The organism is Myxococcales bacterium (assembly GCA_016717005.1).
GTDB lineage: Bacteria > Myxococcota_A > Polyangia > Haliangiales > Haliangiaceae > UBA2376.
In genome coordinates, this window is sequence record JADJUF010000049.1 from 333650 (window position 1) to 358957 (window position 25308).

Genomic DNA, 25308 nt, shown 5'->3' on the forward strand with positions numbered 1-25308 from the left:
CTCGCCCCACGCCCACGCGGCTACGGCGCGAAGGTCGCGCCGACGGCGCGCGCCGCGGTGATCGTGACCGTGCAGGTGGTCGCGGTCATCGAGTCGCAGCCGGTCCACGCGACCGTGGCCGCGTCGCCCAGGGTCGCGGTCAGCACGACCGCCTGGTTGAAGTTGAACGACGCGTTGCAGCCCGCCATCGTGCAGCCGGTGATGCCGGCCGGCGCCGAGGTCACCGAGCCGGTGGTCCCGCCCGGGGTGACGTTGACCGTCAGCGCGAACGTGTTGAGCGTGAAGGTCGCCGTCACCCCCGTCGTCGCCGTCATCGTGACGACGCAGGTGCCGGTGCCGCTGCAGCCGCCGCCGGCCCAGCCGGCGAACGACGACCCGACCGCCGGGACCGCGGTCAGCACGACCACCGAGCCGTCGACGTAGGCCTCGGTGCAGTCACCGCCGCAGGTGATGCCGGTCGGGTTCGAGGTCACCGTGCCGGTGCCGGTGCCGGCCGGCGTCACCGTGAGCGTGCGCGTGATCTGGGCGAAGGTCGCGGTCACGGTCGTGGCCGCGGCCATGGTCACCGAGCAGGTGCCCGTGCCCGAGCAGCCGCCGCCGGCCCAGCCGGTGAACGTCGAGCCACCGGACGCGACCGCGGTCAGCACCACCGACGCGCCGTCGGTGAAGTTGGCGACGCAGGTGCCGCCGCAGTTGATGCCGGCCGGGGCCGAGGTGACCGTGCCGCCGCCGCCGCCGGCCTTGACCACGGTCAGCGGGTAGTTCTTCTTCTCGAAGGTCGCGGTCACCGACACCGAGGCCGAGATCGTCACGATGCACACGCCGGTGCCCGAGCAGCCGCCGCCCGACCAGCCGGTGAACGTCGAGTTCGCGGCCGGGGCCGCGACCAGGCCGACCACCGCGCCGGCGTTGAAGCTCGACGCGCAGGTGCCGGGGCACGCGATCACGCTCGGCACCGACGTCACCGTGCCGCTGCCGCCCGACGCGCCGCCCGAGATCACCGCGGTCAGCGTGAAGCTCTTGAGCGTGTACGTCGCGGTCACGGTCGCCGCGTTGTTCATCGTCACGACGCACGTGGTCGACGTGGTGCACCCGCTCGCGCCCGACCAGCTCGTGAAGTTCGAGTCGGAGCTGGGCGCCGCGGTCAAGGTCACCATCGAGCCCTGGGCGAACGCCGCGGTGCAGGTGCCGCCGCAGGTGATGCCCGCCGGGTTCGAGGTGACCGTGCCCGAGCCGGTGCCGGCCGGGACCACGGTCAGGATGCGCACGTCGGTGTCGAAGTTGGCCACGACCGAGCGGGCCGCGTTCATCGTCACCGTGCAGGTCGTCAGGCCGGTGCAGTCGCCCGACCAGCCGGTGAAGGCCGAGTTGCCACCGGCGACCGGCGTCAGCGTGACCAGCGTGCCGGCGTTGAAGGCCGCCATGCACGTGCCGCCGCAGTTGATGCCGCTCGGCACCGACGTGACCGTGCCCGAGCCGGTGCCGGTGCGCGACACGCTCAGCGTGAAGGTCTGCAGCGCGAAGGTCGCGGTGACCGCGGTCGCGGCGTTGACGGTCACGGTGCACGGGGTCGTGCCCGGGCAGGTGATGCCGGTGCCCGACCAGCCGGTGAACGTCGAGTCACCGGCGGCGGCCGCGGTCAGGACGACCATCGTGCCGGCGTTGTAGTTCTCGGTGCAGTCGGCGCCGCAGTTGATGCCCGCCGGCGACGACGTCACGGTGCCGCCGCCGTTGCCGGCCTTGACCACCGACAGCTGGTGCTGGTTGAGCGTGAACGTCGCGGTCACGGCCCGCGCGGCGCTCATCGTCACGGTGCAGGTGCTCGTACCCGAGCAGCCCGCGCCCGACCAGCCGGTGAACGTGTTGTTGCCGGCCGGCGCGGCGGACAGCGTCACGACGGTCTCGGCGTCGTAGCCGGCCGAGCAGACGATGCCGCAGTTGATGCCGGCCGGGACCGACGTCACGACGCCGGTGCCGTTGCCGGCCAGGGTCACGGTCAGCGGGATCGAGTTGAGCGTGAAGGTCGCGGTGATCGTCGCGGCGCCGGCCATCGTGGTCGTGCACGCGCCCAGGCCGCTGCAGCCGCCGCCGGCCCAGCCAGCGAACGTCGAGTTGACGCCGGCGGTGGCGGTCAGCGTCACCATCGTGCTGGCGTTGTAGTTCTCGGTGCAGTCGGTGGCGCCGACGCCGGTGCCGCAGTTGATGCCGGTGCCGGTGACCGTGCCGGTGCCGTTGCCGGCCTTGACCACGGTCAGCGTGTTGAGGTCGAAGGTCGCGACCACGTTGCGCGCCGCCGACATCGCGACCACGCACGGCGCGGTGCCGGTGCAGCCGCCGCCGGCCCAGCCGGTGAAGACCGCGCTGGCGCCGGGCGCGCCGGTGATCGTCACCATCGTGCCGACCGGGTACAGCTCGGTGCAGTCGGCGCCGCAGTTGATGCCGGCCGGGGCCGAGGTCACGGTGCCGGTGCCGGTGCCGCCCTTGCTGAGCGACAGCGCGAACGGCTCGACCTGGCAGCGGTTCGAGCAGCCGTCGCCGCTGGTGGTGTTGCTGTCGTCGCACTGCTCGGGCCCGGGCGCGCCGGCCGGGGTGAACGCCGGGTTGAGCTTGCCGTCGCCGCAGGCCGGCGCCGAGCAGTCGAGGTTGCAGGTCTGGCTGTTGCCGTTGGTGTCGCAGGTCTCGCTGGCCGACGCGATGCCGTCGCCGCAGCGCGGGAACTGGCAGGTGTTGCGGCAGGCGTCGGTGTCGACGAGGTTGCCGTCGTCGCACTGCTCGCCGTTGATCGCCTCGACCACCATGTTGCCGCAGGTCTCGATCTGACAGGTGGCCGAGCAGCCGTCGCCGGCGGTGGTGTTGCTGTCGTCGCACTGCTCGGGCCCCGCCGCGCCGGCCGGCGTGAACGCGCGGTTGGTCTTGCCGTCGCCGCAGGCCGGCACGGTGCAGTCCAGGTTGCACGCCTGGGTGTTGGCGCCGGCGTCGCAGGCCTCGCTGGCGCTGGCGACGCCGTCACCGCAGCGCGGGAGCTGGCAGGTGTTGCGGCAGGCGTCGGTGTCGACGAGGTTGCCGTCGTCGCACTGCTCCCCGTTGATCATCTCGGTCACGCCGTTGCCGCAGGTCTCGATCCGGCACAGCGCCGAGCAGCCGTCGCCGGCGGTGGTGTTGCCGTCGTCGCACTCCTCGGGGCCGGCGCCGCCGGCCGGGGTGAACGCGCGGTTGACCTTGCCGTCGCCGCAGGCCGGGACGGAGCAGTCGGAGTTGCACGAGGCGACGTTGACGCCGACGGTGCCGGGGTCGCAGGCCTCGCCGGCCGCCGCGTTGAAGCGGTTGTCGCCGCACACCGGGATCGTGCAGTCGCCGTCGCAGGCGGCGCTGTCGGTGGTCGTGCCGTTGTCGCACTCCTCGTCGATGCTCGGGCCGGCCGGGCCGTCGTTGTCGACGAAGCCGTTGCCGCAGCCGAACCCGGCCTGGCAGTTGTTGCGGCACTCGTCGGTGTCGTCGGTGTCGCCGTCGTCGCACAGCTCCGGCGGGTTGGCCGGGCCGCCCGACGAGTCGAGGATGCCGTTGCGGCAGCTCTCGAGCGACAGGCAGTTGGGCGAGCAGCCGTCGCCGGCGATGTTGTTGCCGTCGTCGCAGACCTCGGCGCAGTTGGTGCCGGTCGCGGTCGCGCTCTTGCACGTCGCGCCGGTGGTCGGCAGGTCGCTGTTGACGTAGCCGTCGTTGCAGCTCTCGTCCGACGCGCAGTCGAAGCTGCAGCCGTCGCCCGAGGCGGTGTTGCCGTCGTCGCAGCGCTCGCCGCGCGGCGCGCCGGGCGAGGTGAACATCGGGTTGGTGTGCATGTCGCCGCAGGCCGGCAGCGTGCAGTCGCTGTCGCAGGTGGCCGAGTCGGCGCCGCCGAGCTCGTCGCACTCCTCGGTGTCCGGCCCCTGCAGGTCGAGCTTGCCGTCACCGCAGACGTTGGTCTGGCAGTCGGCGCGGCAGTCGTCCTCGTCGATCTGGTTGCCGTCGTCGCACTGCTCGCCGGGGTCCATCTGGCTGTTGCCGCACAGGTCCGAGACCTGGCGACAGCCGAGCCCGTCGGCGGTGCAGACCGAGCCCTCGGGGCAGACCACGCCGCTCGAGCACTCGATGGTGTTGCTCTCGAAGCAGCCGGCCAGGGTCAGCGCGGCGGCCAGGGCGACGCCCAGGGCGCCGCCGCGGCGAGCGGTGCGAACGAACGAGAAGACAGACGACATGGACGACTCCACGCTAGGGACACAATCAAGGAGGTCGGCGGTGACGCGCGCGCGGCACCGCCGAAAGGAGCGACGACTAGAACGACCCCACGACCGCGAGCCCGGCCTGGCCGGGCGCGACGACCGGCGTCAGCGCGAGGTCGACCGCGCCGGCGGTCGGATCGACCCGGTAGGTCTTGGGCCGGTTGAGGATCACCAGCACCACGCCCGCGACGATCGCGGCGCCGCCGATGCCGTAGGTGACGAACGCCAGGGTCTGGTTCGACTCGGCGCTGCTCTTCTTGTCGGCGACGCCGGCCGGCAACGTCGTGCAGCCGCCCGAGGGGTCGGTGCTGGCGCAGTTCGAGATCGCCTGATCGTAGTCGTCGAAGCTCGACTTGGCCGAGCTGTGCAAGAGGCCGCCGGTGGCGCCGAGCGCGACGCCGGTGCCGAGCAGCACGTACGGCACCCAGCCGGGCATCAGCCGCTTCTCGCGGGTGAGCTCGGCGTCGGTGTACATCGGGATCGTGATCGCCGACGTGGTGCCGCCGAGGATCTTCACGGTCAGGGGCACCGGGGTGTAGCCCTCCGCGCGCGCGACGACCGTGTGCTCGCCGGCGCGGACCCGCGAGGTGAAGGTGCCGGGGCCCTTGAAGACCTCCTTGCCGTCGAGGACCAGGATCGAGCCCGCGACGTCGAGCGTGTACTCGACGTTGCCGATCTGCTTCTCGACCAGGAGCTTGGTGCTCTTGGCGCGGTCGAGCTTCTCGGCGTCGAGCGGCCCGACGCCGTAGACCATCGCGGCCTCGAGCGCGTCGTAGATCTCGAGCGGCTGGTCGAGGTTCACCAGCGCGAGCGCGAGGTTGTAGTAGATGGCCGGGTGCTTCCAGTGGTCGAGCGCGGCGCGGTACTTGGCGACCGCGTCGGGCCAGTACTGCTGGCGGATGAGCGCGTTGCCCTCCTTGAACAGCGTCAGCGCGATCTGCTGCTCGTCCTGCGACACGCCGGTGGCCCACGGCCGCGCGTCCTCGCGCTGGGCCTTGGCGAGGTCGTCCTCGGTCAGCGGCTTCTTCGGGTCGGGCGGCGGGGCCGGCGCGCCGCTGCCGTCGCCGGCGGGCTGGGCCGCCACCGGGACCGCGACCAGGGTGAGGGCGAGGCCGAGGGTCACGTGGGTCAGAGCAGAACGAAACATAGAAGCTCCCATCGATCGGGCTAGGTACGAAAACGAGCCAGTGCGGAGGTGGGCCCGCGCGGGTGCGGGGCCGGTGCGGACGCGGGCGCGGCTACGGCAGCGTCTCCATCAGCTTGCCGATCTTGCGCTCGAGATCGGCGGCCTTGCGCTCGGCCTCGTCGCGCAGGCGCTGCGCCTCTTCCTTGGCGACGCGCTCCTTGTCCTCGGCGGCCTCGGCGGCGGCGGCGGCGGCCTTCGCGCGCTGGGCCGAGTCCTCGGCGTCGCTCTGGGCCTTCTTGGCGCGCTCGCGCGACTCGTTGGCCTCGGCCAGCGCCTCCTCGAGGCCGGCGTTGGCCTGGACCAGCTCGTCGTAGGTGCGGTCGAGCTTGGCCTTGTTGCGGTTGGCGCGCAGGGTCTCCTCGTTCTTCTTCTCCTCCTCCAGCTTGCGGAGGCGGTCCTGCTCGCGGGCCTCGGCCAGCGCGCCCTTGGCGGTCTCCTCGTTGGCCTTGGCGACCTTGGCGGCGTCGGCCGCCTTGACCGCGTTCTCGGCGGCCTTGCGCTCGCTCGCGCGGATCGTGAACAGCGCGGCGCCCGCCGCCATCAGCAGCAGCGTCAGGAACGTGACCAGGCCGATCGTGAAGGTGCGGCGCCGGCGCTCGGCCCGGGTGGCCTCGGCGATCACCGCGTCGAGGAACTCCTTCTGGCTGGCCGGGATCGGCGACTTGTTGCGCTTGACCCAGCGCATCGCCTCGTCGGCGGCCTCGCCGCGCCAGAGCGTGCCCGGGTCGCGGCCCTTGGCCTGCCACTGCTTGGTGGCGACCCGGAGCTGCTCGACGAACGCCGAGTCCTCCTGGGTCTCGTCGAGCCAGCGCCGCAGCGCCGGCCAGCTGTGGATCAGCGACTCGTGGACGACCTCGACCGTCGAGCCCTGGGCCGAGCCGTCGGCCGCGGTCTGGGTCACGAGCAGGCGCGCGGCCGTCAGGTGATCGACCAGGCGCCCGATGTCGCCGGTGCCCGGCGCCAGCTCGGCCAGCTCGGCCAGCGACACGATCGCGCGGGTGCGCTCGGGCGTGATCAGCCGCAGGAACAGCGTGCGCGCCAGCGCCTGCGACGGGCCCGACAGCTCGGCGAGGACGCTGTCGGCGTGGCTGGCCAGGGCGCCGGCGATGCCGCCCATCGCGTTGTACGCGTTCTGGGTCAGCAGCTTGCGGGTCGAGTCCTTCGCGTCCCACAGCTTCGTCGCCGCGAACTGGAGCAGCGGCAGCGCGCCGGGCGTGGTCTCGAGGTGGCTGAGCATCTCCTCGACCATCACCGGGTTCTCGAAGTGGTACCCGGCCATCTCGGCCGGCTGCACCAGCGCGTCGCGCAGGCCGTCGCGCCCGGGCGGGGTCAGGAAGAACAGCCCCTGCATGACCTCGGCCATGAGCCGGGGGTCCTCACCGACCCGGTCCAGGAAGTCCGATCGCAACGACAGCACCACGCGCACCGGCGCCGAGGCGTCATCCGCGGTGCCGGCCAGGCAGGCGGTGAACGCCGCGCGCTCGGCCGGATCCGGCACGAGCGTGTAGAGCTCCTCGAACTGATCGACGAACAGCAGGATCTTGCGGTTCGAGCGGCGGGCCCGGGCCCGGAGCACCTGGCCCATCTGGCCGGGCTCGGCCGCGAGCTGCTGCGCGAGCGCGGCCTGCTCCTTGAGGTCGTCGACGACGGTGGTCGAGGTCGAGCTGACCATCGGCGACATCATCGCGGCGATGGCCATGAGCGGGCTGCGGCCAGGGCGGATGACCAGCGTCTCCCACTGCTCGCCCGAGGCCTTGAGCGCCGGCACCAGACCGGCGCGGACGAACGACGACTTGCCGACGCCCGACGGGCCGACCACGCCCATGATCGGGCGATCGCGGATGCGGTTGACCGCGGCGGCGATCTCGCGCGAGCGGCCGAAGAACCGCGCCGCGTCGCTCTCCTGGAACGACGACAGGCCCGCGTACGGGCTCTCGTCGAGCTGGAGCTGCATCGTCGAGTAGCGCCCCGGCAGGAACGGCTCGAGCGCCTTGAGCAGCTCGCGCGCGTCGGCGTAGCGGTACTCCTTGTGCTTCTGCAGGCAGCGATCGACGATGTCGCAGATGCCCTGCGGCACGTCCGACACCGCCTCGCGCAGCTTGGGCATCGGCTTGTCGACCATCGCGGTCACGACCAGCTGGTTGCCCTGCAGCGGGGCCAGCGGGTGCTTGCCGGCCAGCAGGCGGTAGAGGATCACGCCGACCGCCCAGATGTCGGTGCGGTGGTCGATCTCGACCCCGATGCCCCACTGCTCCGGGGACATGTACTTCATCGTCCCCATGATCACGCCCTGGCGCGTCAGGTTCGTGTTGGTGTTCTCGCCGAGCTCGGCCGCGGTCGGCAGGCGCAGCGCCGCGTTCGACGGCGCCGTCGGGCTGCCGGCCGGCGACTTCTCGGTCGCCTGATCGCGGACCTTGGCGATGCCGAAGTCGAGCACCTTGATGCCGCCGGCCTCGGTCACGAAGATGTTGTCGGGCTTGAGATCGCGGTGGACGATGCCCTGCTCGTGCGCGACGACGAGCGCGCGCACGACCGGGACCATCAGCTCCATCACGCGCGCGGGCGGCAGGCGCTTGCCGCCGGTGACCAGCTCGGTGAGCGTCGTGCCCGACAGGAACTCCAGCACCATGTACGGCTGCTGGCTGATCTCGCCGACCTCGTAGATGATGACGATGTTCTCGTGGCTGCAGCGCGCGGTGGCGCGGGCCTCGATGATGAAGCGCTGGGTCAGCTCGGGGTGGTTCGACTGCAGGACCTTGATCGCGACCTTGCGGCCGAGCTTGGTGTCGCGCGCGAGGTAGACCGCGCCCATGCCGCCCGCGCCGATCTCGCGGATGATCTCGTACTGGTTGATCTGCGCGCCGGGGCGCGGCATCTGGCCCGGGCCCCACACCGACGTCACCTCGGACACCTCGGCGCGGCGGGCCGGCGACGGCGTGCCCTGGGCCACGCCCGACGGGTCAGCCACGGAGGCGCGCTCGATGCTGCCAGCCGCCTCGCTGCTGCTGCCCGACGCGATGACCGTGCGGTCCTGAGGGGTTGCGCGGACCGGGCCCGCACTCGCCGCGGCAGCAGCAGCGGCGGCGGCGGCGATGTTCGGGCCGCCGATCACCACGGTGGGCTGGTCGAAGACGTCTCGCGAACCGTTGTTGCCGTTGTTGCTCTCGCTCATCGTATCCCCGGGGCGCGCGGACGGGCGGCACCGGATGGCGCGTCCCCGCACGACCCACCCAATATACCCCGCTCCTACCCGAAGATCACAACCTTTACCTGCGAATCCTTCGGATTGTCGGTTCGTTGGTGACCCGCGTTACGCGCGCGCCGAGGTCTCGTACGCTCCTGGCATGACGGAGCACGTCGACGTCCTGGTCGTCGGTGCGGGCCTCTCGGGGATCGCGGCCGGCTATCACCTCCAGACCCACTGTCCCGATCGGACCTACGCGATCCTGGAAGGCCGTGACTGCATCGGCGGCACCTGGGATCTGTTCCGCTACCCCGGCATCCGCAGCGACTCCGACATGTACACGCTGGGCTACACGTTCCAGCCGTGGCCGGGAGATCGCGCGCTGGCCGATGGTGGGTCGATCCTGTCCTACGTCCGCGACACCGCGCGCGCCCACGGGATCGATCAGCACATCCGGTTCGGTCACCGGATCGTCCGCGCGGCCTGGTCGAGCGCCGCCGCGCGCTGGACCGTCACCGCCGAGCGCCCCGCCACCGGCGAGCGGGTCGAGCTGACCTGCGACTTCCTGCTCATGTGCGCCGGCTACTATCGCTACGACCGCGGCCACGCGCCGACCTTCACCGACAGCGAGCGCTTCCGCGGACGCATCCTCCACCCGCAGTTCTGGCCCACGGACTACGACCACACCGGGCAGCGCGTCGTCGTGATCGGCAGCGGCGCCACCGCGGTCACGCTGGTGCCGGCGCTGGCCGAGAAGGCGGCGCACGTGACCATGCTCCAGCGCTCGCCGACGTACATCGTGTCGCGGCCCGGCGTCGACGCCGCGGCGATGTGGCTGCGCAAGCGCCTGGCGCCGAAGACCGCGTACGCGGCGACCCGGTGGAAGAACGTGCTGCTCGGCAAGGCCTTCTACGACTTCTGCCGGCGGTTCCCGGCCCAGGCCCGCAAGCTGATCATGGCCGGCGTGCGCAAGCAGGTCGGCGACGCCACCGACCTCGCCCACTTCGAGCCCACCTACGCGCCGTGGGATCAGCGGCTGTGCCTGGTGCCCGACGGCGATCTGTTCCAGGCGCTCCGGTCGGGCAAGGCCGAGGTCGTCACCGACACCGTCGACCGCTTCACCGAGGACGGCGTCCTGCTGGCCTCGGGCCGGACCCTCGCCGCCGACGCGATCGTCACCGCCACCGGCCTCGAGCTGCAGTTCCTCGGCGGCGTGACCGTCGCGGTCGACGGCGTCGACGTCGATCCATCGGGGCGCTGGAACTACAAGGGCGCGATGCTGTCGGGGGTGCCCAACCTGGCGATGGTCGTCGGTTACACCAACGCGTCGTGGACGCTCAAGGCCGAGCTGACCTGCCAGTTCGTGTGCCGCCTGCTCAACCACATGGCCGCGCGCCACTACCGGATCGCGACGCCGGTGCAGGCCGACCCGGCCCTGCCGGCCGCGCCGCTGCTCGACCTGCAGTCGGGCTACGTCCAGCGCGCGACCCAGATGATGCCGAAGCAGGGCGACCGCGCGCCGTGGCGGCTCTACCAGAGCTACCCGCACGACCTGTGGGCGCTCAAGCACGACCCGATCGACGACGGCGTCCTGACCTTCGCGCGCTGACGGTCCGGCGGCGCCGGCGGGTCCTGACCTTCGCGACCTGACCGTGCGGAGGCGCCGGCGCGCTACTTGACCTGGCAGGTGCGCACGACCGTGCGATCGGGCGCGAGGCCGATCACCTCGAGGCGGCCGTCGTCGTTGCGGCCGACCGCGAGGTCGCCGCTCACCGGCCCGCCCTCCGACGCCCAGGTGCCCCACGCGCCGCCCGGCTCCTTCTGCCAGATGTGCCACATGACGTTGTCGTCGGTGGTGACGAACACCTCGAGGCGGCCGTCGCGGATCGTCCCGACCACCGGCGTCGACGCGAACCGACCGCCCAGCGACACCCAGTCCTTCCACCGACCGTTGGGCTTCTCCTGCCACTTGTGCCAGAGCGCGCCGTCGCCGCCGCGCGCGAACGCCTCGAGCCGGTGGCCCGGGTTGGCGCCGATCGCGACCGAGCTGGTCAGCACGCCGCCCTCGGACTTCCAGTCGGTCCACTTGCCGTTGGGCTTCTCCTGCACGCGCTTCCACAGCGCGTTGTCGGTGGCGCGCACGTAGACCTCGAGCCGACCGTCCTCGTTGCTGGCCACCACCGGATCGCCGAGACCCTGGCCGCCGAGCGAGGCGAACGAGCCCCAGGCGCCGTTCTTCTCCTTCTGCCAGGCGTGCCAGAGCGCGTGATCGGGCCCGCGGACGAACGCCTCGAGCCGACCGTCCTCGTTGCGCCCGACCGCCGGCACGGACGCGCACTGGCCGCCCAGCGGCTTCCAGTCCGACCACGCGCCGTTCTTCTCCTTCTGCCAGATGTGCCAGAGCGCGCCGTCGAGGCCGCGCGCGAACACCTCCATGCGCTTGTCGTCGTTGCGCCCGACCGCGACCCGCGGCCAGCCCTCGGCTGGCGCCTGCGTCGTCGGCGCACCGCCGCCCATGCCGCCGCCCATGCCGCCGCCGCCCATGCCGCCGCCGCCCATGCCGCCGCCCATGCCGCCGCCGCCCATGCCGCCGCCGCCGCCCATCGCGCCCATGTGGCCGGGCGCGCCCGCGGAGGTCCATGGTGACCACGGCCCGCCGACCGCGGTCTGCCACGAGTGGAGCAGCTCACCCTCGGCGCTGCGCCCGAAAACCTCGAGGCGCCCGTCGGCGTTGGTCCCCATCGTCGGGGGGCTCGCCAGTCGCCCGTTCATCGTCTTGAACGCTTGCCAGCCGGACATCGCACGCTCCGTGGAAATAGAGAGACGGCGCCCACACCTGGGGCACCCCGCGATCGATCATACGTGATCGCCGCGGTCGCGGGGTCCCGCCGGCGGACGTCGCCGCGGTCCGGTCCGCCCTCGCGGCGGGCCCAGGGAGTAGGCTCCCCGCGATGTCGACCCTGGCCTCGCTCGCGACCTCGTTCCGCACCGCCTACCTCGATCACGCGACGATCGCCGCGCAGCTCGCGGCCTGGCACGCGGCGTTCCCCGACCTGACGCGGCTCACGACGATCGGCACCACGCCCGAGGGCCGCGCGCTGACCGTCCTCACGATCGGCGTCGATCCGGATCGCGCCCGCCCGACCGCCTGGGTCGACGGCAACATGCACGCGGCCGAGCTGGCCGGGTCGAGCGTGGCGCTGGCGATCGCCGAGGACTTCCTGGCCGCCCACGTCGAGCCCGACCGCCTGGCCTGGTCGCCGGCGTTGATCGCGGCCGCGCGCGCGACCCGGCTGTTCGTGCTGCCGCGGATGTCGCCCGACGGCGCCGAGTGCGTGCTCACGACCGGTCGGTTCGTGCGCTCGGCCCCGCGCGACGACCGCGGCCCGCGCGGCGCCAGCGCGTGGCAGGCCGGCGACGTCGACGGCGACGGCCGGATCCTGGCGATGCGCGTCGCCGATCCCGCCGGCGACTTCGTGGCGCCGTCGCCGGAGCACCCCGACCTGCTGGTGGCGCGCGAGCTGGGCGACGCCGGGCCGTTCTACCGGCTCTTCCCCGAGGGCACGATCGCGCGCTGGGACGGCTTCACGATCCCGCCGCCGAGCTTCGTCGGCGACAACCCGGTCGATCTCAACCGCAACTTCCCGTGGTCGTGGGCGCCGGTCCACGAGCAGATCGGCGCCGGCCGGTTCCCCGCTGTCGGAGCCCGAGAGCCGCGCGGTGGTCGAGTTCGCGTGCGCCCACCCCGAGATCTACGCGTGGCTGAACCTCCACACCTTCGGCGGGGTGTTCATCCGCCCGCTCGGCCACGCCGCCGACAGCAAGCTCGACCAGGACGACCTCGCGCACTTCCGCCAGCTCGAGGCCTGGGTCACCGAGACCACCGGCTACCCGACGGTGTCGGGCTTCGAGGAGTTCCTCTACGCGCCCGACCGGCCGCTGCACGGCGACCTCACCGACTTCGCCTACCACCAGCGCGGCGCGTTCGCGTACGTCGTCGAGCTGTGGGACATCTTCGCGCGGCTCGGCCTGCCGCGCCCCAAGAAGTTCGTCGACCACTACACCCACCTGACCCGCGCCGATCTGATCAAGCTGGCGGCGTGGGATCGCGACCACAACCACGGCCGGCTGATCCAGCCGTGGCGCGCGGCGGTCCACCCGCAGCTGGGCCCGGTCGAGGTCGGCGGCGTCGATCCGCGGATCGGCATGTGGAACCCGCCGCCCGAGCTCCTGGCCGAGCTGTGCGCGAGCCAGAGCGCGTGCTTCGTCCGGGTCGCGGCGATGGCGCCCGAGGTGGTCGTGCGGGCCGCCACCGCGACCGCGCTCGGCGACGACCTGTGGCGGGTCGAGATCGTCGTCGACAACCGCGGCTACCTGCCGACCCACGGCCTGGCGTCGGCCAAGAAGCTCGAGTGGCACGAGCCGCTCTACGCCGAGCTCACCGCGACCGGCAGCGCGCTGGTCGATCCCGCCGCCGCCCGGGTCGCGCTCGGGCACCTCGGCGGCTGGGGCCGCGGCCACGGCGCGGGCGCCAACGATCTGACCTACGCGTACACGCCCGGCAGCGCCGCGAGCGCCCGCGCGACCTGGCTGGTGCGCGGGCGCGGCCAGGTCACCGTGCGCCTCGGCGCCGCCCGGGTCGGCTTCGTCGACGCCACGGTGACGATCGGCTGAGCGCCGATCGGTCGATCAACGCGCGCCGCCGATCCGCCGCGCCGCCGCTCGGCGCGGTCCAGACCCCGCGCCACACGGCGCGCGCGGACACGGGCAGGCGTACACGTCCGCCGATCGATCGTGGGCGTCCAGCCCGAAGAACGTCGCGAGCGCGGTGTTGAGCTGCGCCCGGCGACGGGTGAAGTCCTCGCACCCGCAGTGCGCGCACCGGAGCTTGCGGTCGGTAGGATCCCTGGCTCAACGTCCCATCAGCCCTCGCCGCGCGCAAGCCGACGTCGTCGCGGCCAGGGCGACGCGCAGGACGATCCGGCTCACGGGCACGCGGCGGCCGGCGCGATCCCGGCGTTGCCGAGCACGGTCACGCCGCTGCCGGAGATCGCCGCCGGACCGCACAGCTCGTTCGAGAGGAACATCGAGTCGCTGCCGGCGGACGTCACCGCGCCGGTGACGTGCGAGAAGCTGACGCCGACCTTGCTCGCCGGCATCGTCAGCGAGCCCGTGATGGCGGCGCCGCGGATGCGGCTGTCGCTGCCCGTGACCGCGACGTCGCCGTCGAGGGTGACGGTCCCGCCGAGCACCCCTTCGCCGAACAGCGTGACGCGACTGCCGGCGAAGTCGAGATCACCCTGGTAGCTGCCGCCGCGGAAGAACACCACGCGATCGCTGACCGCGAGCACCGCGTTGACCTCGGCGTTGGTCATCGTCGGGGTGACCTCGAAGGCTTGGTCGGCCTTGTAGTCGACGTTGACCATCACCTGCGCGCTGCCCGGCTGGGCCGCGATCGCGACCTCGCGCAGCGCCTGGTCGGCGACCATCACCGAGAACGTGCCGCCCTCGATCGCCCCCGACACGGTGATGGTCCGGGCGCCCGCGGTCACCGGCGCCAGCACCGCGATGCCGTCGACGTCGGTGGTCGCGACCACGCCATCATCGGTCGTCAGCGTGACGCCCGCCGCGATGGGCCCGGGAGTCGCGACGGACCTGGTGTTCGCGTCGTTCACGGTCGGGTTGACGACGACGACGATCGCGGTCGTGCCGAACGGGACGTCGGTCGGGGTGCTGGCGTCGGGACTGCCGCTGGTCCCGTCACTGCCACACCCCGCGATGAAGAAGACGCCGAGCCAAGCGCGTGAGATCATCGTCGGACGTACTTCAAGACGTGTGCCAGCAGCGACCCGCGCATTTTCGCGCCCGCGGCGGGACGAGGGCTGATCGCGCGGTCGTGGTTGTACTGTGGGGGCCGGTAGGTAGGTCTGGCGGGCGGGCGGTCAGTGGACGTTGATGTTGACGTTCACGCTGCCGCGCGCGCTCCAGCGCCCCGGCGTGTAGACGCGCTGGCCGCCGCTCGACGACCACCCGCCGCCGACCCACACCTGGCCCGAGCGCTCGGGCTGCCACTGGCCCGGTGACCACACGTAGCCCGAGGGCCCCTGGTTCCAGTAGCCCTCGGTGTAGACGTAGCCGGCGCGCTGTCCGGTCCAGTAGCCGTCGACGTAGGCGTAGCCGCCCTGGGTCTGGCCCCAGTAACCCTGGACGTAGACCTGGCCGGAGCGCTGGGGCTCCCAGGCGCCCGGCATCCAGACGTAGGCGTTGCCGTTCCAGGCGTGGCGCCCCTGGATCCACACGTAGCCGGGGCGGCTCTCGAAGTAGATGTCGACCGGCGCCGGCGGCGGCGTCGACAGGATCACCGCGACGTTGTGGACCGCGATCGCCGTGGCCGCGACCGCGGTCGCGACCTGCGCGGCGGTGGCGACCGCGCGCAGCCCCGGCGAGCTGACGCGGACGTGGCCCGAGCCGCGGACGTAGCAGCCCGAGGCGAGCGCGAGGACGAGGACGAGCGAGGAGGCGGCGCGCATGCGGTGATGGTCGCGCGGACGCCGCGCGGCGGCAAGCGCCCCGACGGTGGCCTCGATCACGCGGTGCGGACCAGCGGCGGTCCGCGGTACAAGGGGCCATGGCCCGCTACGCGATCGGCGACATCCAGGGCTGCATGGCCACGCTCGAGCGCCTGCTCGCGACGATCGCGTTCGCGCCCGCCCGCGACGAGCTGTGGCTGGTCGGCGATCTGGTCAACCGCGGGCCCCGCTCGCTCGACGTGCTGCGCTGGGCCCGCGCGCTCGGTGATCGCGCCACGGTCGTCCTGGGCAACCACGACCTGCACCTCCTGGCCCGGGCCGCCGGCGTCGGCAAGGCCAAGAAGCGCGACACGCTCGACGAGATCCTGGCCGCGCCCGATCGCGACGAGCTGATCGACTGGCTGCGCGCGCGGCCGCTGTGCCACGTCGCCGACGGCTTCGTGATGGTCCACGCCGGCGTCCACCCGAGCTGGTCCCTGGCCCAGGTCCAGGGCTACGCGCGCGAGGTCGAGGCGTGCCTGCGCGGCGCTGACTGGCGCACCTGGATCGCCCAGACCCTGGGGCCGGCCCCGACCTGGCGCCCCGACCGCGCCGGCGCCGAGCGCGTGCGGGCGATCCTCGGCTACCTGGTGCGGGTGCGCATGTGCCGGCCCGACGGCGACGCCCTGCCCGACTTCGACGGCGCGCCCGACGAGGCGCCCCTGGGCGCGGTGCCGTGGTACCGGCTCACGCCGGCCGCGCTGGCGCGCCACACGGCGGTCTTCGGCCACTGGGCCGCCCACGGCGCGATGATCGGCGACGACGTGATCGCGACCGACTCGGCGTGCGTGTGGGGCGGCGCGCTGACGGCGGTGCGCCTCGACGACCGCGCGATGTTCTCGGTGCCCGCGCTCGAGCCCCCGGCCGGGTGAGCGCCGCCGCGCGCGGTCAGTCCTGTTCGCGGTGCCCGCGCTCGAGGCCCCGGCCGGGTGAGCGCCGCCGCCGCGCGCGGTCAGTCCCTGTGCTCGGTGCCCGCGCTCAAGCCCCCGGCCCCGGCCGGGTGAGCGCCGCCGCCGCGCGCGGTCAGTCCTTCTTCTTCCGCTTGCGCGTCGTCAGCGGGATCGGATCGCTGGTGTCGCCCAGCGCCTCGGCCGGGCCGATCTCGATGTCGATGCCCGAGCCGTTGTCGACCGCGCCCGGCGCCAGCGTCGGCGCCGACGCCGGCTTCGCGTAGGTCCAGGTCGGGACGTTCTCGCTGGTCATCAGCGCCGACCGCCGCGGCCCCAGGCGGGCTCGGTGCTCGGCCACGCGCTGGGCCAGGATCGCCTGAGGATCGCCGCCGGGCGGGGCGTAGCGCAGCACCTCGCCCAGCATGAACGCGAAGCTCGCGGCCGAGCCGAACCGATCGGCCGGCTCCTTGGCTAGCGCGCGCTCGATGATCACGATCAGCTCGTCGGGCAGATCGCTGCGGTACGCCGACAGCGGCCGGATGATGCACTGCCGGATCAGCTTGAACACGTCGAGGTCCGAGCGCCCGTCGAACAGGCGCTCGCCGGTCAGCGACTCCCACATCACCGCGCCCATCGCGAACAGATCCGAGGCCGGCGTCGCCTGGCCGCCCATCGCGACCTCGGGCGACAGGTACGACAGCTTGCCCTTGACCGTGCCCGGCGCCGTCAGGCTGACCATGCGGTCGCGGGCGCGGGCCAGGCCGAAGTCGGTGAGCTTCACCGCGCCGTTGCTGCCCAGGAGGATGTTGTGCGGCGAGACGTCGCGGTGGACGATCGGCGCCGGCGTGCCGTCAGGGCGGCGCCGCTCGTGGGCCGCCGCCAGGCCCCGCAGCGTGCCGATCGCCGCCACCACCACCAGCGGCCACGGGGTGCGCCCGCCGGCCTCGCGCTCGGCCTTGACGAAGCCGCCGAGGTCCATCCCCTCGACCCACTCCATGACGATGTAGTACGTGCCCTGGGGATCGACGCAGAAGTCGTAGACCTGGACGATGTTGGGGTGCGCGAGCTCGGAGCCGACCCGCGCCTCCTCGATGAACATCTCGGTGTAGTTCTTGATCGAGCGGAACTCGCTCTTGATCTTCTTGATCGCGACCGTGCGCGAGAAGCCGGCGGCGCCCTTGACCTGGGCCTTCCAGACCGACGCCATGCCGCCTTCTCCGGCCATCTCGACCAGCTCGTACTTGCCGTCGAGGACGACCGGGCTTGTCACCGCTCGCATTATCCCCGCCCGCGGCCCGACCTGCAATGCCCGACAGCGCCTGTGAGGGCTGCGAAAGATGCTGTGGGGCAGGCGCTGCGGTCCGCGCGCGTCACCCGAGGCGCGCGCGGGCGGCCTCGAGCTCGCTGGCGGCGGCCTCCCACCGACCGGTCAGCTCGTCGAGCTTCTCCTGATCGCCGCCGTAGTCGCCGAGCAGCTGCTTGCGGCGCGCGTCGTCGGCGTACACCGCCGGATCGGCCAGCGCCGCCGAGCGCTGGGCCTGGGCGGTCTCGAGCGCGGTGATCCGCTCCTCGAGGTCGGCCACGCGCTTCTCGAGCGGGCCGAGCGCCTTGGCGCGGGCGCGCCGCTCGTCGGCCTCGCGCCGCTTGCGGGCCTTGTCGTCCTCGCGGCTGGCGGCGTCGGCCGCGGGCGCGGGCGCGGCCGGGGTGGCGGTCCGGGACGGCGGCGCCGGCGCCTTGGCGGCCATCACCACCTCGCGCTGCCGCAGCGTGCACGAGTACAGGTAGTCGTCGAGCCCACCCGGGTAGGTCTCGACGCCGCCGTCCTCGACGTTCCAGATCCGGGTCGCGAGCGTGCGGATCAGCGACCGGCTGTGGCTGACGAACACCAGCGTGCCGTCGAACGTGGTCAGCGACCGCGCCAGGCTGTCGGCCGACTCGAGATCGAGGTGGTTGGTCGGCTCGTCCATCAGGATCAGGTTGCCGGGGTTGACCAGCAGCCGGGCCAGCGCGACGCGCGAGCGCTCGCCGCCCGACAGCACCTTGATCGGCTTGTCGACGCTGTCGCCCGAGAACATGAACGCGCCCAGGATCGAGCGCACCCGCGACACCGGCGCCGCCGGGTTGGCCCGCTGCACGACCTCCTGCACCGACGCGGTCATGTCGAGGGTGTCGCCGTGGTGCTGGGCGTAGTAGCCGACCTTGACGCCCTGGCCCAGGCGGATGGCGCCGCCGTCGCTGGGCAGCTCGTCGGCGATCATCTTGAGCAGCGTGGTCTTGCCGGCGCCGTTCTTGCCGATGATGCCGATCTTCTCGCCGCGCTTGACCGTCAGGTCGACCGAGCGCAGCACGACGTGGTCGCCGTAGACCTTGCGCAGCCCGTCGAGCTTGAGCACCTCGGCGGCGGTCCGCTCGGTCGGCGCGAAGCTCCAGCGCATGACGTTGCGCTTCTGGAAGGTCTCGACGTCCTCCATCTTCTCGAGCATCTTGATGCGGGACTGCACCGCCTTGGCCTTGTTGGCCTGGGCCCGGAACCGGTTGATGAAGGTGGTCAGGTGCTCGCGCTCGCGCTCGAGGTTCTTGGCCTTGCCGGCCAGGATGGTCTCCTCCTCGAGCCGGGCCTCGACGTAGCGCTCGTAGTTGCCGGGGTAGCTGCGCACGCCCTCGGGCTCGAGCGAGACCACCCGCGCGATCTGCTCGTTCAGGAACTCGCGGTCGTGGCTGATCAGGATGAACGCGCGGTCGTAGCGCTTGAGGAAGTCGCCGAACCACGCCACCGACGGCAGGTCGAGGTGGTTGGTGGGCTCGTCGAGCAAGAGCACGTCGGGCCGCTGGAACAGCAGCCCGGCCAGGACCGCGCGCATCTTCCACCCGCCCGAGAACTCGCCGAGGTCACGGCCGTGGTCGCTGGTGGCGAAGCCGAGGCCGTCGAGGATCGTCTGGGCCTCGTGGGTCGAGAAGAACCGGTCGAAGTGGGCCTGCTGCTCGTGCAGCTCGGCCACGCGCTCGGCCAGCTCGAGCAGCTGGTCGTGGCGGGCCGGATCGTCGCCGGCCTCGGTCAGCTCGGCCTCGGCCGCCGCCAGGTCGAGGTCGAGCTGGGCCCGCCCCGGGACGCTGTCGACCACGAACGACAGCAGCGTCCGCCCGCCGGTCAGCGCCAGATCCTGGGGCAGCCAGCCGACCCGGACGCCGCGGGCGCGGATGATCCGGCCGTCGTCGATCTCCTGGAGCCCCGCGATGATCTTGAGCAGCGTGGTCTTGCCCGAGCCGTTGGGCCCGACCAGGCCGATCCGATCGTGGCTGCCGATGCGGAGCCCGACCGCGTCGAAGATCATCCGATCGGCGAAGAACAGCGTGACCTCTTCGAGGACGACCAGGCTCATGGCAGCGGGCGCGTATACCGCAGCCGCGCAGCGCTCGCCACCGCCGCGTCCCGCACTTCGCTCGATCGCGGTCAGGACGCCGGCAGCGCCACCGTGAACGTGGCGCCGGCCCCGGGGACGCTCGCGACGGTGAGCCGGCCCGAGGCGCTGGCCACGATCGACTGGGCGGTGGCCAGGCCCAGGCCGATGCCCTCGCCCACCGGCTTGGTCGAGAAGAACGGGTCGAACACGCGCGGCAGATCGCCGGGCGCGATCCCGACGCCGGTGTCGCTGATGGCGAAGCAGGTGTGGCGGCCGTCGCGCCACACCCGCACGCCGATGCGGTGGCCGCCGCCGCCGGCGGCGCGGATGGCGTGGCCGGCGTTGATCAGCAGGTTCAGCGCCACCTGGGTCAGCTTGCCCTCGGCGATCAGCACCGGCGGCGCCGCGGCGTAGGCGCGCTCGATCTCGATCCCGGCCAGCGCGTGGCCGGCGATCTTGAGCGCGCGCTCGATCGGCGCGGTCACGTCGAGCACGGTCGGCTCGTCATCGGGCCGCGCGAACTGGCGCAGCTCGCCGACGATCGTGCGCACCCGCCGGGCGCCGTCGGCGATCGCCGCCAGGTGCCCGACCAGCTCGTCGAGCACCGGCGCGGCCGGGGTCCCGGGCGGCAACGCCGAGCGCAGCTCGCCGGCGCGCACCGTCGCGGCGTCGAGCCGGAGCAGCAGGTAGGTCAGCGGGTTGCCGATCTCGTGCGCCACCCCGGCCGCGAGCGTGCCCAGCGCGACCATGCGATCGATCTGGCCGCCGCGGAGCTGACGCTGGCGCACCTCGGTGACGTCGCGCGCGACCACCATGACCGCGGGCTCCCCGTCGAACGCGATCGGCACCGCGCCGACCTGGGCCAGGAACACGGTGCCGTCGCTGCGCACCAGCCGCTCGTCGATGAACGGCAGGTGCGACCCGCCCTCGGCGAGCCCGCGCATGCGGTCGACCACCAGCGGGTGGTCGTCGGGGTGGACCAGGTCGATCGCGGCGCGCCCGACCAGCTGCTCGAGCGGGCCGCGCCACATCTGCAGCATCATCTGGTTGGCGTAGGTGATGCGACCGCGGGTGTGGATGATCACGCAGTCGGGCGCGTTCTCGATGACCGCGCGGAAGCTGGCGGCGGTGCGCAGCAGCCGCTCGACCATGTCGCCGAGATCCTCGGGGTCGCGCAGCACCAGCCCGACCCGGTCGCCGAGGACCCGCGACGACACCAGCAGCACCCGGCGCGCCCCGGCGCTGGTGCGCCACTCGCGCGGCGTCGGGCGCCCGTCGACGCCGGCGCGGTCGGCCAGCGTCCGCTCGTGGGCCTCGGCCGGATCGAGGTACAGCTCGGCCACCGGCCGGCCGACCAGCGCGTCGAGCGGGTGGCCGAGCAGCTGCGCCGCGGCCGCGTTGGCGCGCTCGATCCGGGCCGCGGCGTCGATCACCAGCACCCCGTCCGGCAGCGCGGCCACGAGCGCCGCCATCACCGAGTCGTCACCGCCGGTCACCGGCCGATTGTCGCCAGCGCCCGCGCCGCGCGCAACCCTGTCGGGCGCGGCCCCCGACGAGGGCGCGCGGTGACGGGCCGCCCCCTGGAGCTCACTCGCGGCGACGGGGCGCGCGCACGACCATGACCCGGGGCAGCTGGCCCTGGCGCTCGAGCTCGTGCAGCGTCGCGCCGATGGCCCGGACCTCTGCCAGACGCTCGCCGTCGCCGGCGTGGCGCTCGAGCAGCGCCGAGTACAGCTCCCGGGCGGTGTCGTCGGCGAAGTCGGCCGGGTGCGCGAGGACGTAGCGCAGCTGGCCGCGCTCGAGCTGGTAGCGCAGCGGATCGCGGAACTCGGCCCAGTCGTCGATCTCCCCGAACAGCTCGCGCGCGGCGTCGCGGTCGCCGCCCTCGACCAGGGCGAGCGCAGCGGTCACCTCGGCCCGCCGGGCCTCACCGGGCCGGGTCGCGGGGCGGTCGTCGGCCCGGTCGCGCACGATCTCAGTGTACTCCCGGATCGATCGCGCGGCCGGAGGTTCGTCGCGCGGCCGTCAATCGAGATCGCGCCGGACCCCGAGCGACGCGGCGACGTCCTGGCGCTCGGCGCCGACCAGCGGCACGCCGACGGCGATCGCGACCCGCCACGGCCCGATCACGCGCCAGTGGGCGCCGACCCGCGCCGCGACGTGATCGAGCCCGAGCCCGTACCAGCCGCCCTGGACGTCGACGCCGAGGTCGGCGCTGAGCCAGCGCCGGGCCCGCCAGCTCGCGTCGAGCGACGCCAGCCCGGCGGCCCGGGTCGAGGTGCCGGTGACCGCGCGCCCGTACCAGCCGAGCGCCGCGGCCCGGGCGTGGATCCGCAGCCGCGCCCGCGCCTGCCAGGTCACGACCGCGGCCAGCTGGACGGCGCCGGTCGAGCTGGCGATCGTCGAGCGCGTGTACGGCAGCTCGGCCTGGGCGACCACGGCCACGCGCAGCGGCCGCCCGGCCAGCGCGGCCTCGGCGCCGAACGCCCCGTGGACCAGGAGCGGGCCGTAGGTCGGCTCGACGATCTTCCACACCGCGTTCTGGATGAACGCGACCTCGGCGGCGCGGACCGCGAGCCCCCACTCGAAGCGACGCTGCTCGACCAGCCGCACCGCCACGGTGAGGTCGCCGCCGAGCGTGCCGTAGAACGCGGGCGTGTCGATCAGCGCGCGGCCGCGCACGTCGACCGAGGCGTCGGGCTGCAGGCAGCCCCCGCGCCCGCCGTCGAAGCCGGCGTCCCGCCACGGCACCGCGACCGGCTCGTCGATGGGATCGGCGCAGATGTCGTCGGCCCCGGCCGCGGCCGGGGCCAGCGCCAGGGCCAGCGCCACGGTGATCAGGGCCGCGCGCGCGATCACGGCGCGCCTCGCGGCGGGGTCCAGCCGTCGCCGGCCAGATCGATCAGCAAGAGGCTCGTGAACCCGTACGGCCAGCTCTCGGGCACGATCCGCGTCATCACGTAGCGCGGGTCGGTCGCGTCGTCGGGATCGGGCGGGTTGACGATCGGGCCGGTGTCCTCGTCGTCCTCGATGTCGTCGCGATCGACGTCGCCGTCGCGATCGTTGTCGCCGGTGTCGGGCACGCCGTCGTCGTCGAGATCGGCGTAGCGCGGCGGCGCCAGGCCGGCCTCGAACACCAGCCAGTCGTCGGTGGCGCCGACCAGCGACGCCAGCGGCACCTCGCCGCGCCAGCGCACGACGCCGCCGGCGCCGAACGGATCGGCCGGCGCCGGCAGGTCCCGGACCAGCACCTGCTCGCCGCGCGACGTCACCGCCCGCACCTCGGCCACCGGGATCCACGGCGCGGCCCGGACCTCGATCGCGACCACGTCGCCGGGCCGCGGCACCACCGGCACGAGGCCCAGCCCACGCCGCGGCGCGCCGCTGGGGCCGATGCCGATCGCGATGAACACGCCGCTGCCGGCCACGACCGCGCCGCCCTTGAGCGCGCGGTCGAAGCTGGCCCCGGTGGTGGCGGCGAGGGCGGTGCCGGCCTCGACCCAGGTGCGGCCCCAGCCGAGCTGGTTGTCGCGCAGCCCGTGCGAGTCGCTGTTGGCGACGCCGACGACCGGGTGCCCGGCCGAGGCCAGCGCGAACCACGAGCCCCGGGTCTTCTGCCACTCGTCGGCGCCGGCGCCGTTGCCGACCTCCATGACGTCCCAGTCGAGGTTGGCGTGGCCGCCGCCGGGACGGGCCAGGAGCGTGCCGCCCGGGGACCCGTCGGCGGCGCGCGGCAGCGGCGCGCGCGGGTCGAACTCGATCGCGCGCAGGTACCCGAGGTCGCGCCCGAACTGCGGCTCGTCCCACGGGTGGTTGATCATGCGCACGCCGTCGGGGCCGATCAGCGGATCGAGGAGGTCGAACAGCGCGCCGGGCTCGAGCCGCTCGTCCCACGGCGCGCCGCCCCGGGGCGACGCCGGCACCGGCGTCAGCGGCCAGAAGTTGAAGTGGCCGATCACCCGGGGCAGATCCTCGCCGGGCACGTCGAGGAACGGGATCAGCGGCGTGGTCTCCAGCCCGCCGAGCACCAGCACCCGGTCGCCGGCGCCCAGCGCCGCCACCGTCGCGGCGTAGTCGGTCACGTAGTCGTGATCGGTCGCCGCGATCACGTCGACGCCGGCGGCCAGGAACGAGCGCACGCGATCGCGATCGGGCAGGCCCGAGTCGAAGCTGGCGGCGCCGTGGACGTGCAGATCGGCGGCGAGCCACCCCGGCGGGACCACGTCGAGGGCGCGGAGCTCGAGGTCGACGGCGATCAGCTCGCCGGGATCGAGCTGGACCTCGGCCCGCGCCACGGTGGCGTCGGGGCCGGCGCTGGCGAGCACGAGGTAGTGCCCGGCCGGGACCTCGACGTCGGTGCCGGCCGGCTCGACCAGCACGCGGTTGCACGCGGGCGACGCGCCGTTGGGCGGCCCCAGCCACGGCGCGCACGGCGTCAGCCGGCCGTGGAACGAGCCCTTGACCGCGGCCCGGGTGGCGTCGTCGGCGGGCTCGAACACGACCAGCGCGTCGATCGGCTCGCTGGGCCCGGCGCCGCCGCGGGTCACGTGCAGGTTGACCGTCGCCGGCGCCGGCACGGTCAGGTCGCCGAGCGCGCCGCCGTCGGCGACGTCGCCGCGCAGCTCGCGCCGCCCGAACGACCACAGCTCCCACGACAGGTCCTCGGCCGTGGGCACCGCCGCCCGGAACTGGCCGTCGGCGGCGGGCACCACCGCGGTCAGCGGCGCGCGTCGTCGCCGCCGCGGATCACCACCGACGCGCGCCGGACGTCGCCGCCGAACGGGAAGCCCTCGGCCAGCACCCGGCCGGTGACGATCGTCGGAGCCGGGCTGCCGAACAGCTGCCCGCGCGCGGTCAGGAGCGCCTCGACCGCCGCCGCCGGCCCCGAGCCGCCGCGGGCGCCGCCGCCGCCGGTGCCGTCCCCGGCCGCGACGACGAAGCGCTCGAACACGAGGCCCTGCCCGGGCGCGACCGCCTCGATCGGCGTGCCCAGCGCCGACACCTCGAGGTCGTTGACGCCGCTGACCCGATCGCGGTCGCACGCGATCACGCCGTAGGCCGGGCCGTCGGGCGCCGGCGTCGCCGCGGCCACGTACGGGTAGTCCTGCCACAGCGCGGTCAGGTCGAGCAGCTCGAGCGGCGGCTGGCTGTAGCCCTGCCCGGCCACCGGCGCGAACGGGATCACCCGGCGCTTGCCCCAGTGCGCGGTGTCGGCGATCACGAACGCCTGGCGATCGGGCGAGCCGTTGTGCAGCTCGCTGCGGACCCGCAGGCCCGGGTCGCACGGGCGCAGCTCGTAGCGGGTCGCGACCGCGACGTCGGGGCGGCCGTCGAGGTGGCCGCGCGCGATCACCGCGACGTATTCGGGCGCGCGATCGACCAGCTCGACCCGGTCGTAGGCGAACGCGTCGTCGGGCAGCAGCCCGGCGAGCTGGTACAGGATCGTCAGGTCGTCGACGCCGCCGCTGGGCCCCAGATCGATCAGGTTGCCACCGGTCGGCGCCAGATCGGTCGGCGCGTCGAGCGCGCTCACGACCGCGGTGATCACGCCGTTGGACAGGACCACGTCGCCGGCCGCGCCCTGGCCGCGCGCCAGGCCCAGCTCGGGCGGCGCCGCCGCCAGCGCCCCGACGTACAGGCGCGGGGTCGCGCACGCGAACGTGAGGCCGCCGCACGGCGTCGTCGCCTCGCAGTCGCCGCCGAGGCAGCTGTCGCGACCGCAGCCGGCGTCGACGAGCGCCATCGCCGCGACCAGCGCGGCGTACACGCGGACGGACATCCGGACATCCTACACCGCTTGCGACCACACCGCCGCGCGCGCA

16 protein-coding genes are annotated in these 25308 nt (G+C 73.6%); 3 read left to right on the plus strand and 13 right to left on the minus strand.

Annotated elements, in window-relative coordinates; translation table 11 throughout:
• Positions 1–20: 20 nt before the first annotated feature.
• From IPL61_40560 to IPL61_40570, 3 genes are all read right to left on the minus strand, one after another.
• Complete coding sequence (locus IPL61_40560) at positions 21–4232, minus strand: DUF4215 domain-containing protein (protein ID MBK9037474.1); 4212 nt, start codon at positions 4230–4232, stop codon at positions 21–23.
• Between the two features lie 76 nt (positions 4233–4308).
• Positions 4309–5403: a hypothetical protein gene (locus IPL61_40565; GenBank protein ID MBK9037475.1), complete on the minus strand. Its 1095-nt coding sequence runs from the start codon at positions 5401–5403 to the stop codon at positions 4309–4311.
• Positions 5404–5494: 91 nt separating this feature from the next.
• Positions 5495–8317 carry a protein kinase gene (locus IPL61_40570; GenBank protein ID MBK9037476.1) on the minus strand — a complete coding sequence of 941 codons (2823 nt, stop codon included), beginning with the start codon at positions 8315–8317 and terminating at the stop codon, positions 5495–5497.
• A 469-nt stretch (positions 8318–8786) separates the two neighbouring features.
• Here IPL61_40570 and IPL61_40575 point away from each other — a divergent pair, with 469 nt between their 5' ends.
• Positions 8787–10235 (plus strand): NAD(P)/FAD-dependent oxidoreductase, encoded by a 1449-nt coding sequence (locus tag IPL61_40575; GenBank protein ID MBK9037477.1) that lies wholly within the window; start codon positions 8787–8789, stop codon positions 10233–10235.
• Positions 10236–10297: 62 nt separating this feature from the next.
• On the opposite strand, the gene IPL61_40580 is transcribed toward IPL61_40575, so the two are convergent.
• Positions 10298–11425 (minus strand): hypothetical protein, encoded by a 1128-nt coding sequence (locus IPL61_40580; GenBank protein ID MBK9037478.1) that lies wholly within the window; start codon positions 11423–11425, stop codon positions 10298–10300.
• Between the two features lie 152 nt (positions 11426–11577).
• Here IPL61_40580 and IPL61_40585 point away from each other — a divergent pair, with 152 nt between their 5' ends.
• The gene (locus IPL61_40585) at positions 11578–13461 is read left to right on the plus strand and encodes a hypothetical protein (protein MBK9037479.1); all 1884 of its coding nucleotides are present in this window, start codon (positions 11578–11580) and stop codon (positions 13459–13461) included.
• 150 nt (positions 13462–13611) lie between these two features.
• Here IPL61_40585 and IPL61_40590 read toward each other — a convergent pair whose 3' ends face one another.
• Together IPL61_40590 and IPL61_40595 are read right to left on the minus strand one after the other, a co-directional pair.
• The gene (locus IPL61_40590) at positions 13612–14439 is read right to left on the minus strand and encodes a hypothetical protein (GenBank protein ID MBK9037480.1); all 828 of its coding nucleotides are present in this window, start codon (positions 14437–14439) and stop codon (positions 13612–13614) included.
• A gap of 129 nt (positions 14440–14568) precedes the next feature.
• Positions 14569–15156 carry a YXWGXW repeat-containing protein gene (locus tag IPL61_40595; GenBank protein ID MBK9037481.1) on the minus strand — a complete coding sequence of 196 codons (588 nt, stop codon included), beginning with the start codon at positions 15154–15156 and terminating at the stop codon, positions 14569–14571.
• A gap of 98 nt (positions 15157–15254) precedes the next feature.
• On the opposite strand from IPL61_40595, the gene IPL61_40600 reads away from it, so the two are divergent.
• A complete protein-coding gene (locus tag IPL61_40600) occupies positions 15255–16067 on the plus strand; it encodes a symmetrical bis(5'-nucleosyl)-tetraphosphatase (protein ID MBK9037482.1) in 813 nt (270 codons plus the stop codon).
• Positions 16068–16218: 151 nt separating this feature from the next.
• Here the strand turns inward: IPL61_40600 and IPL61_40605 are convergent, their stop codons facing one another.
• From IPL61_40605 to IPL61_40635, 7 genes are all read right to left on the minus strand, one after another.
• Entirely contained in the window at positions 16219–17355 is a 1137-nt protein-coding gene (locus IPL61_40605) for a serine/threonine protein kinase (protein MBK9037483.1), read from the minus strand.
• Between the two features lie 100 nt (positions 17356–17455).
• The gene (locus IPL61_40610; GenBank protein MBK9037484.1) at positions 17456–19465 is read right to left on the minus strand and encodes an ABC-F family ATP-binding cassette domain-containing protein; all 2010 of its coding nucleotides are present in this window, start codon (positions 19463–19465) and stop codon (positions 17456–17458) included.
• Between the two features lie 71 nt (positions 19466–19536).
• Positions 19537–20982 (minus strand): PAS domain S-box protein, encoded by a 1446-nt coding sequence (locus IPL61_40615; protein ID MBK9037485.1) that lies wholly within the window; start codon positions 20980–20982, stop codon positions 19537–19539.
• 91 nt (positions 20983–21073) lie between these two features.
• Positions 21074–21457 carry a hypothetical protein gene (locus tag IPL61_40620; GenBank protein MBK9037486.1) on the minus strand — a complete coding sequence of 128 codons (384 nt, stop codon included), beginning with the start codon at positions 21455–21457 and terminating at the stop codon, positions 21074–21076.
• 54 nt (positions 21458–21511) lie between these two features.
• On the minus strand, positions 21512–22345 hold the full coding sequence (locus tag IPL61_40625) for a hypothetical protein (GenBank protein ID MBK9037487.1): 834 nt from the start codon (positions 22343–22345) through the stop codon (positions 21512–21514).
• Complete coding sequence (locus IPL61_40630; protein ID MBK9037488.1) at positions 22342–24198, minus strand: PHP domain-containing protein; 1857 nt, start codon at positions 24196–24198, stop codon at positions 22342–22344. The genes IPL61_40625 and IPL61_40630 overlap by 4 nt, the downstream gene beginning before the upstream one ends.
• Before the next feature lie 5 nt (positions 24199–24203).
• Positions 24204–25265 (minus strand): hypothetical protein, encoded by a 1062-nt coding sequence (locus IPL61_40635; protein MBK9037489.1) that lies wholly within the window; start codon positions 25263–25265, stop codon positions 24204–24206.
• Positions 25266–25308: the final 43 nt, after the last annotated feature.

What these genes read in the sequence shown, in the direction of transcription:
- IPL61_40560 (MBK9037474.1), bottom strand. Translation starts at nt 4,232, where the DNA reads ATGTCGTCTGTCTTCTCGTTCGTTCGCACCGCTCGCCGCGGCGGCGCC.
- IPL61_40565 (MBK9037475.1), bottom strand. Translation starts at nt 5,403, where the DNA reads ATGTTTCGTTCTGCTCTGACCCACGTGACCCTCGGCCTCGCCCTCACC.
- IPL61_40570 (MBK9037476.1), bottom strand. Translation starts at nt 8,317, where the DNA reads ATGCCGCGCCCCGGCGCGCAGATCAACCAGTACGAGATCATCCGCGAG.
- IPL61_40575 (MBK9037477.1), top strand. Translation starts at nt 8,787, where the DNA reads ATGACGGAGCACGTCGACGTCCTGGTCGTCGGTGCGGGCCTCTCGGGG.
- IPL61_40580 (MBK9037478.1), bottom strand. Translation starts at nt 11,425, where the DNA reads ATGTCCGGCTGGCAAGCGTTCAAGACGATGAACGGGCGACTGGCGAGC.
- IPL61_40585 (MBK9037479.1), top strand. Translation starts at nt 11,578, where the DNA reads ATGTCGACCCTGGCCTCGCTCGCGACCTCGTTCCGCACCGCCTACCTC.
- IPL61_40590 (MBK9037480.1), bottom strand. Translation starts at nt 14,439, where the DNA reads ATGATCTCACGCGCTTGGCTCGGCGTCTTCTTCATCGCGGGGTGTGGC.
- IPL61_40595 (MBK9037481.1), bottom strand. Translation starts at nt 15,156, where the DNA reads ATGCGCGCCGCCTCCTCGCTCGTCCTCGTCCTCGCGCTCGCCTCGGGC.
- IPL61_40600 (MBK9037482.1), top strand. Translation starts at nt 15,255, where the DNA reads ATGGCCCGCTACGCGATCGGCGACATCCAGGGCTGCATGGCCACGCTC.
- IPL61_40610 (MBK9037484.1), bottom strand. Translation starts at nt 19,465, where the DNA reads ATGAGCCTGGTCGTCCTCGAAGAGGTCACGCTGTTCTTCGCCGATCGG.
- IPL61_40635 (MBK9037489.1), bottom strand. Translation starts at nt 25,265, where the DNA reads ATGTCCGTCCGCGTGTACGCCGCGCTGGTCGCGGCGATGGCGCTCGTC.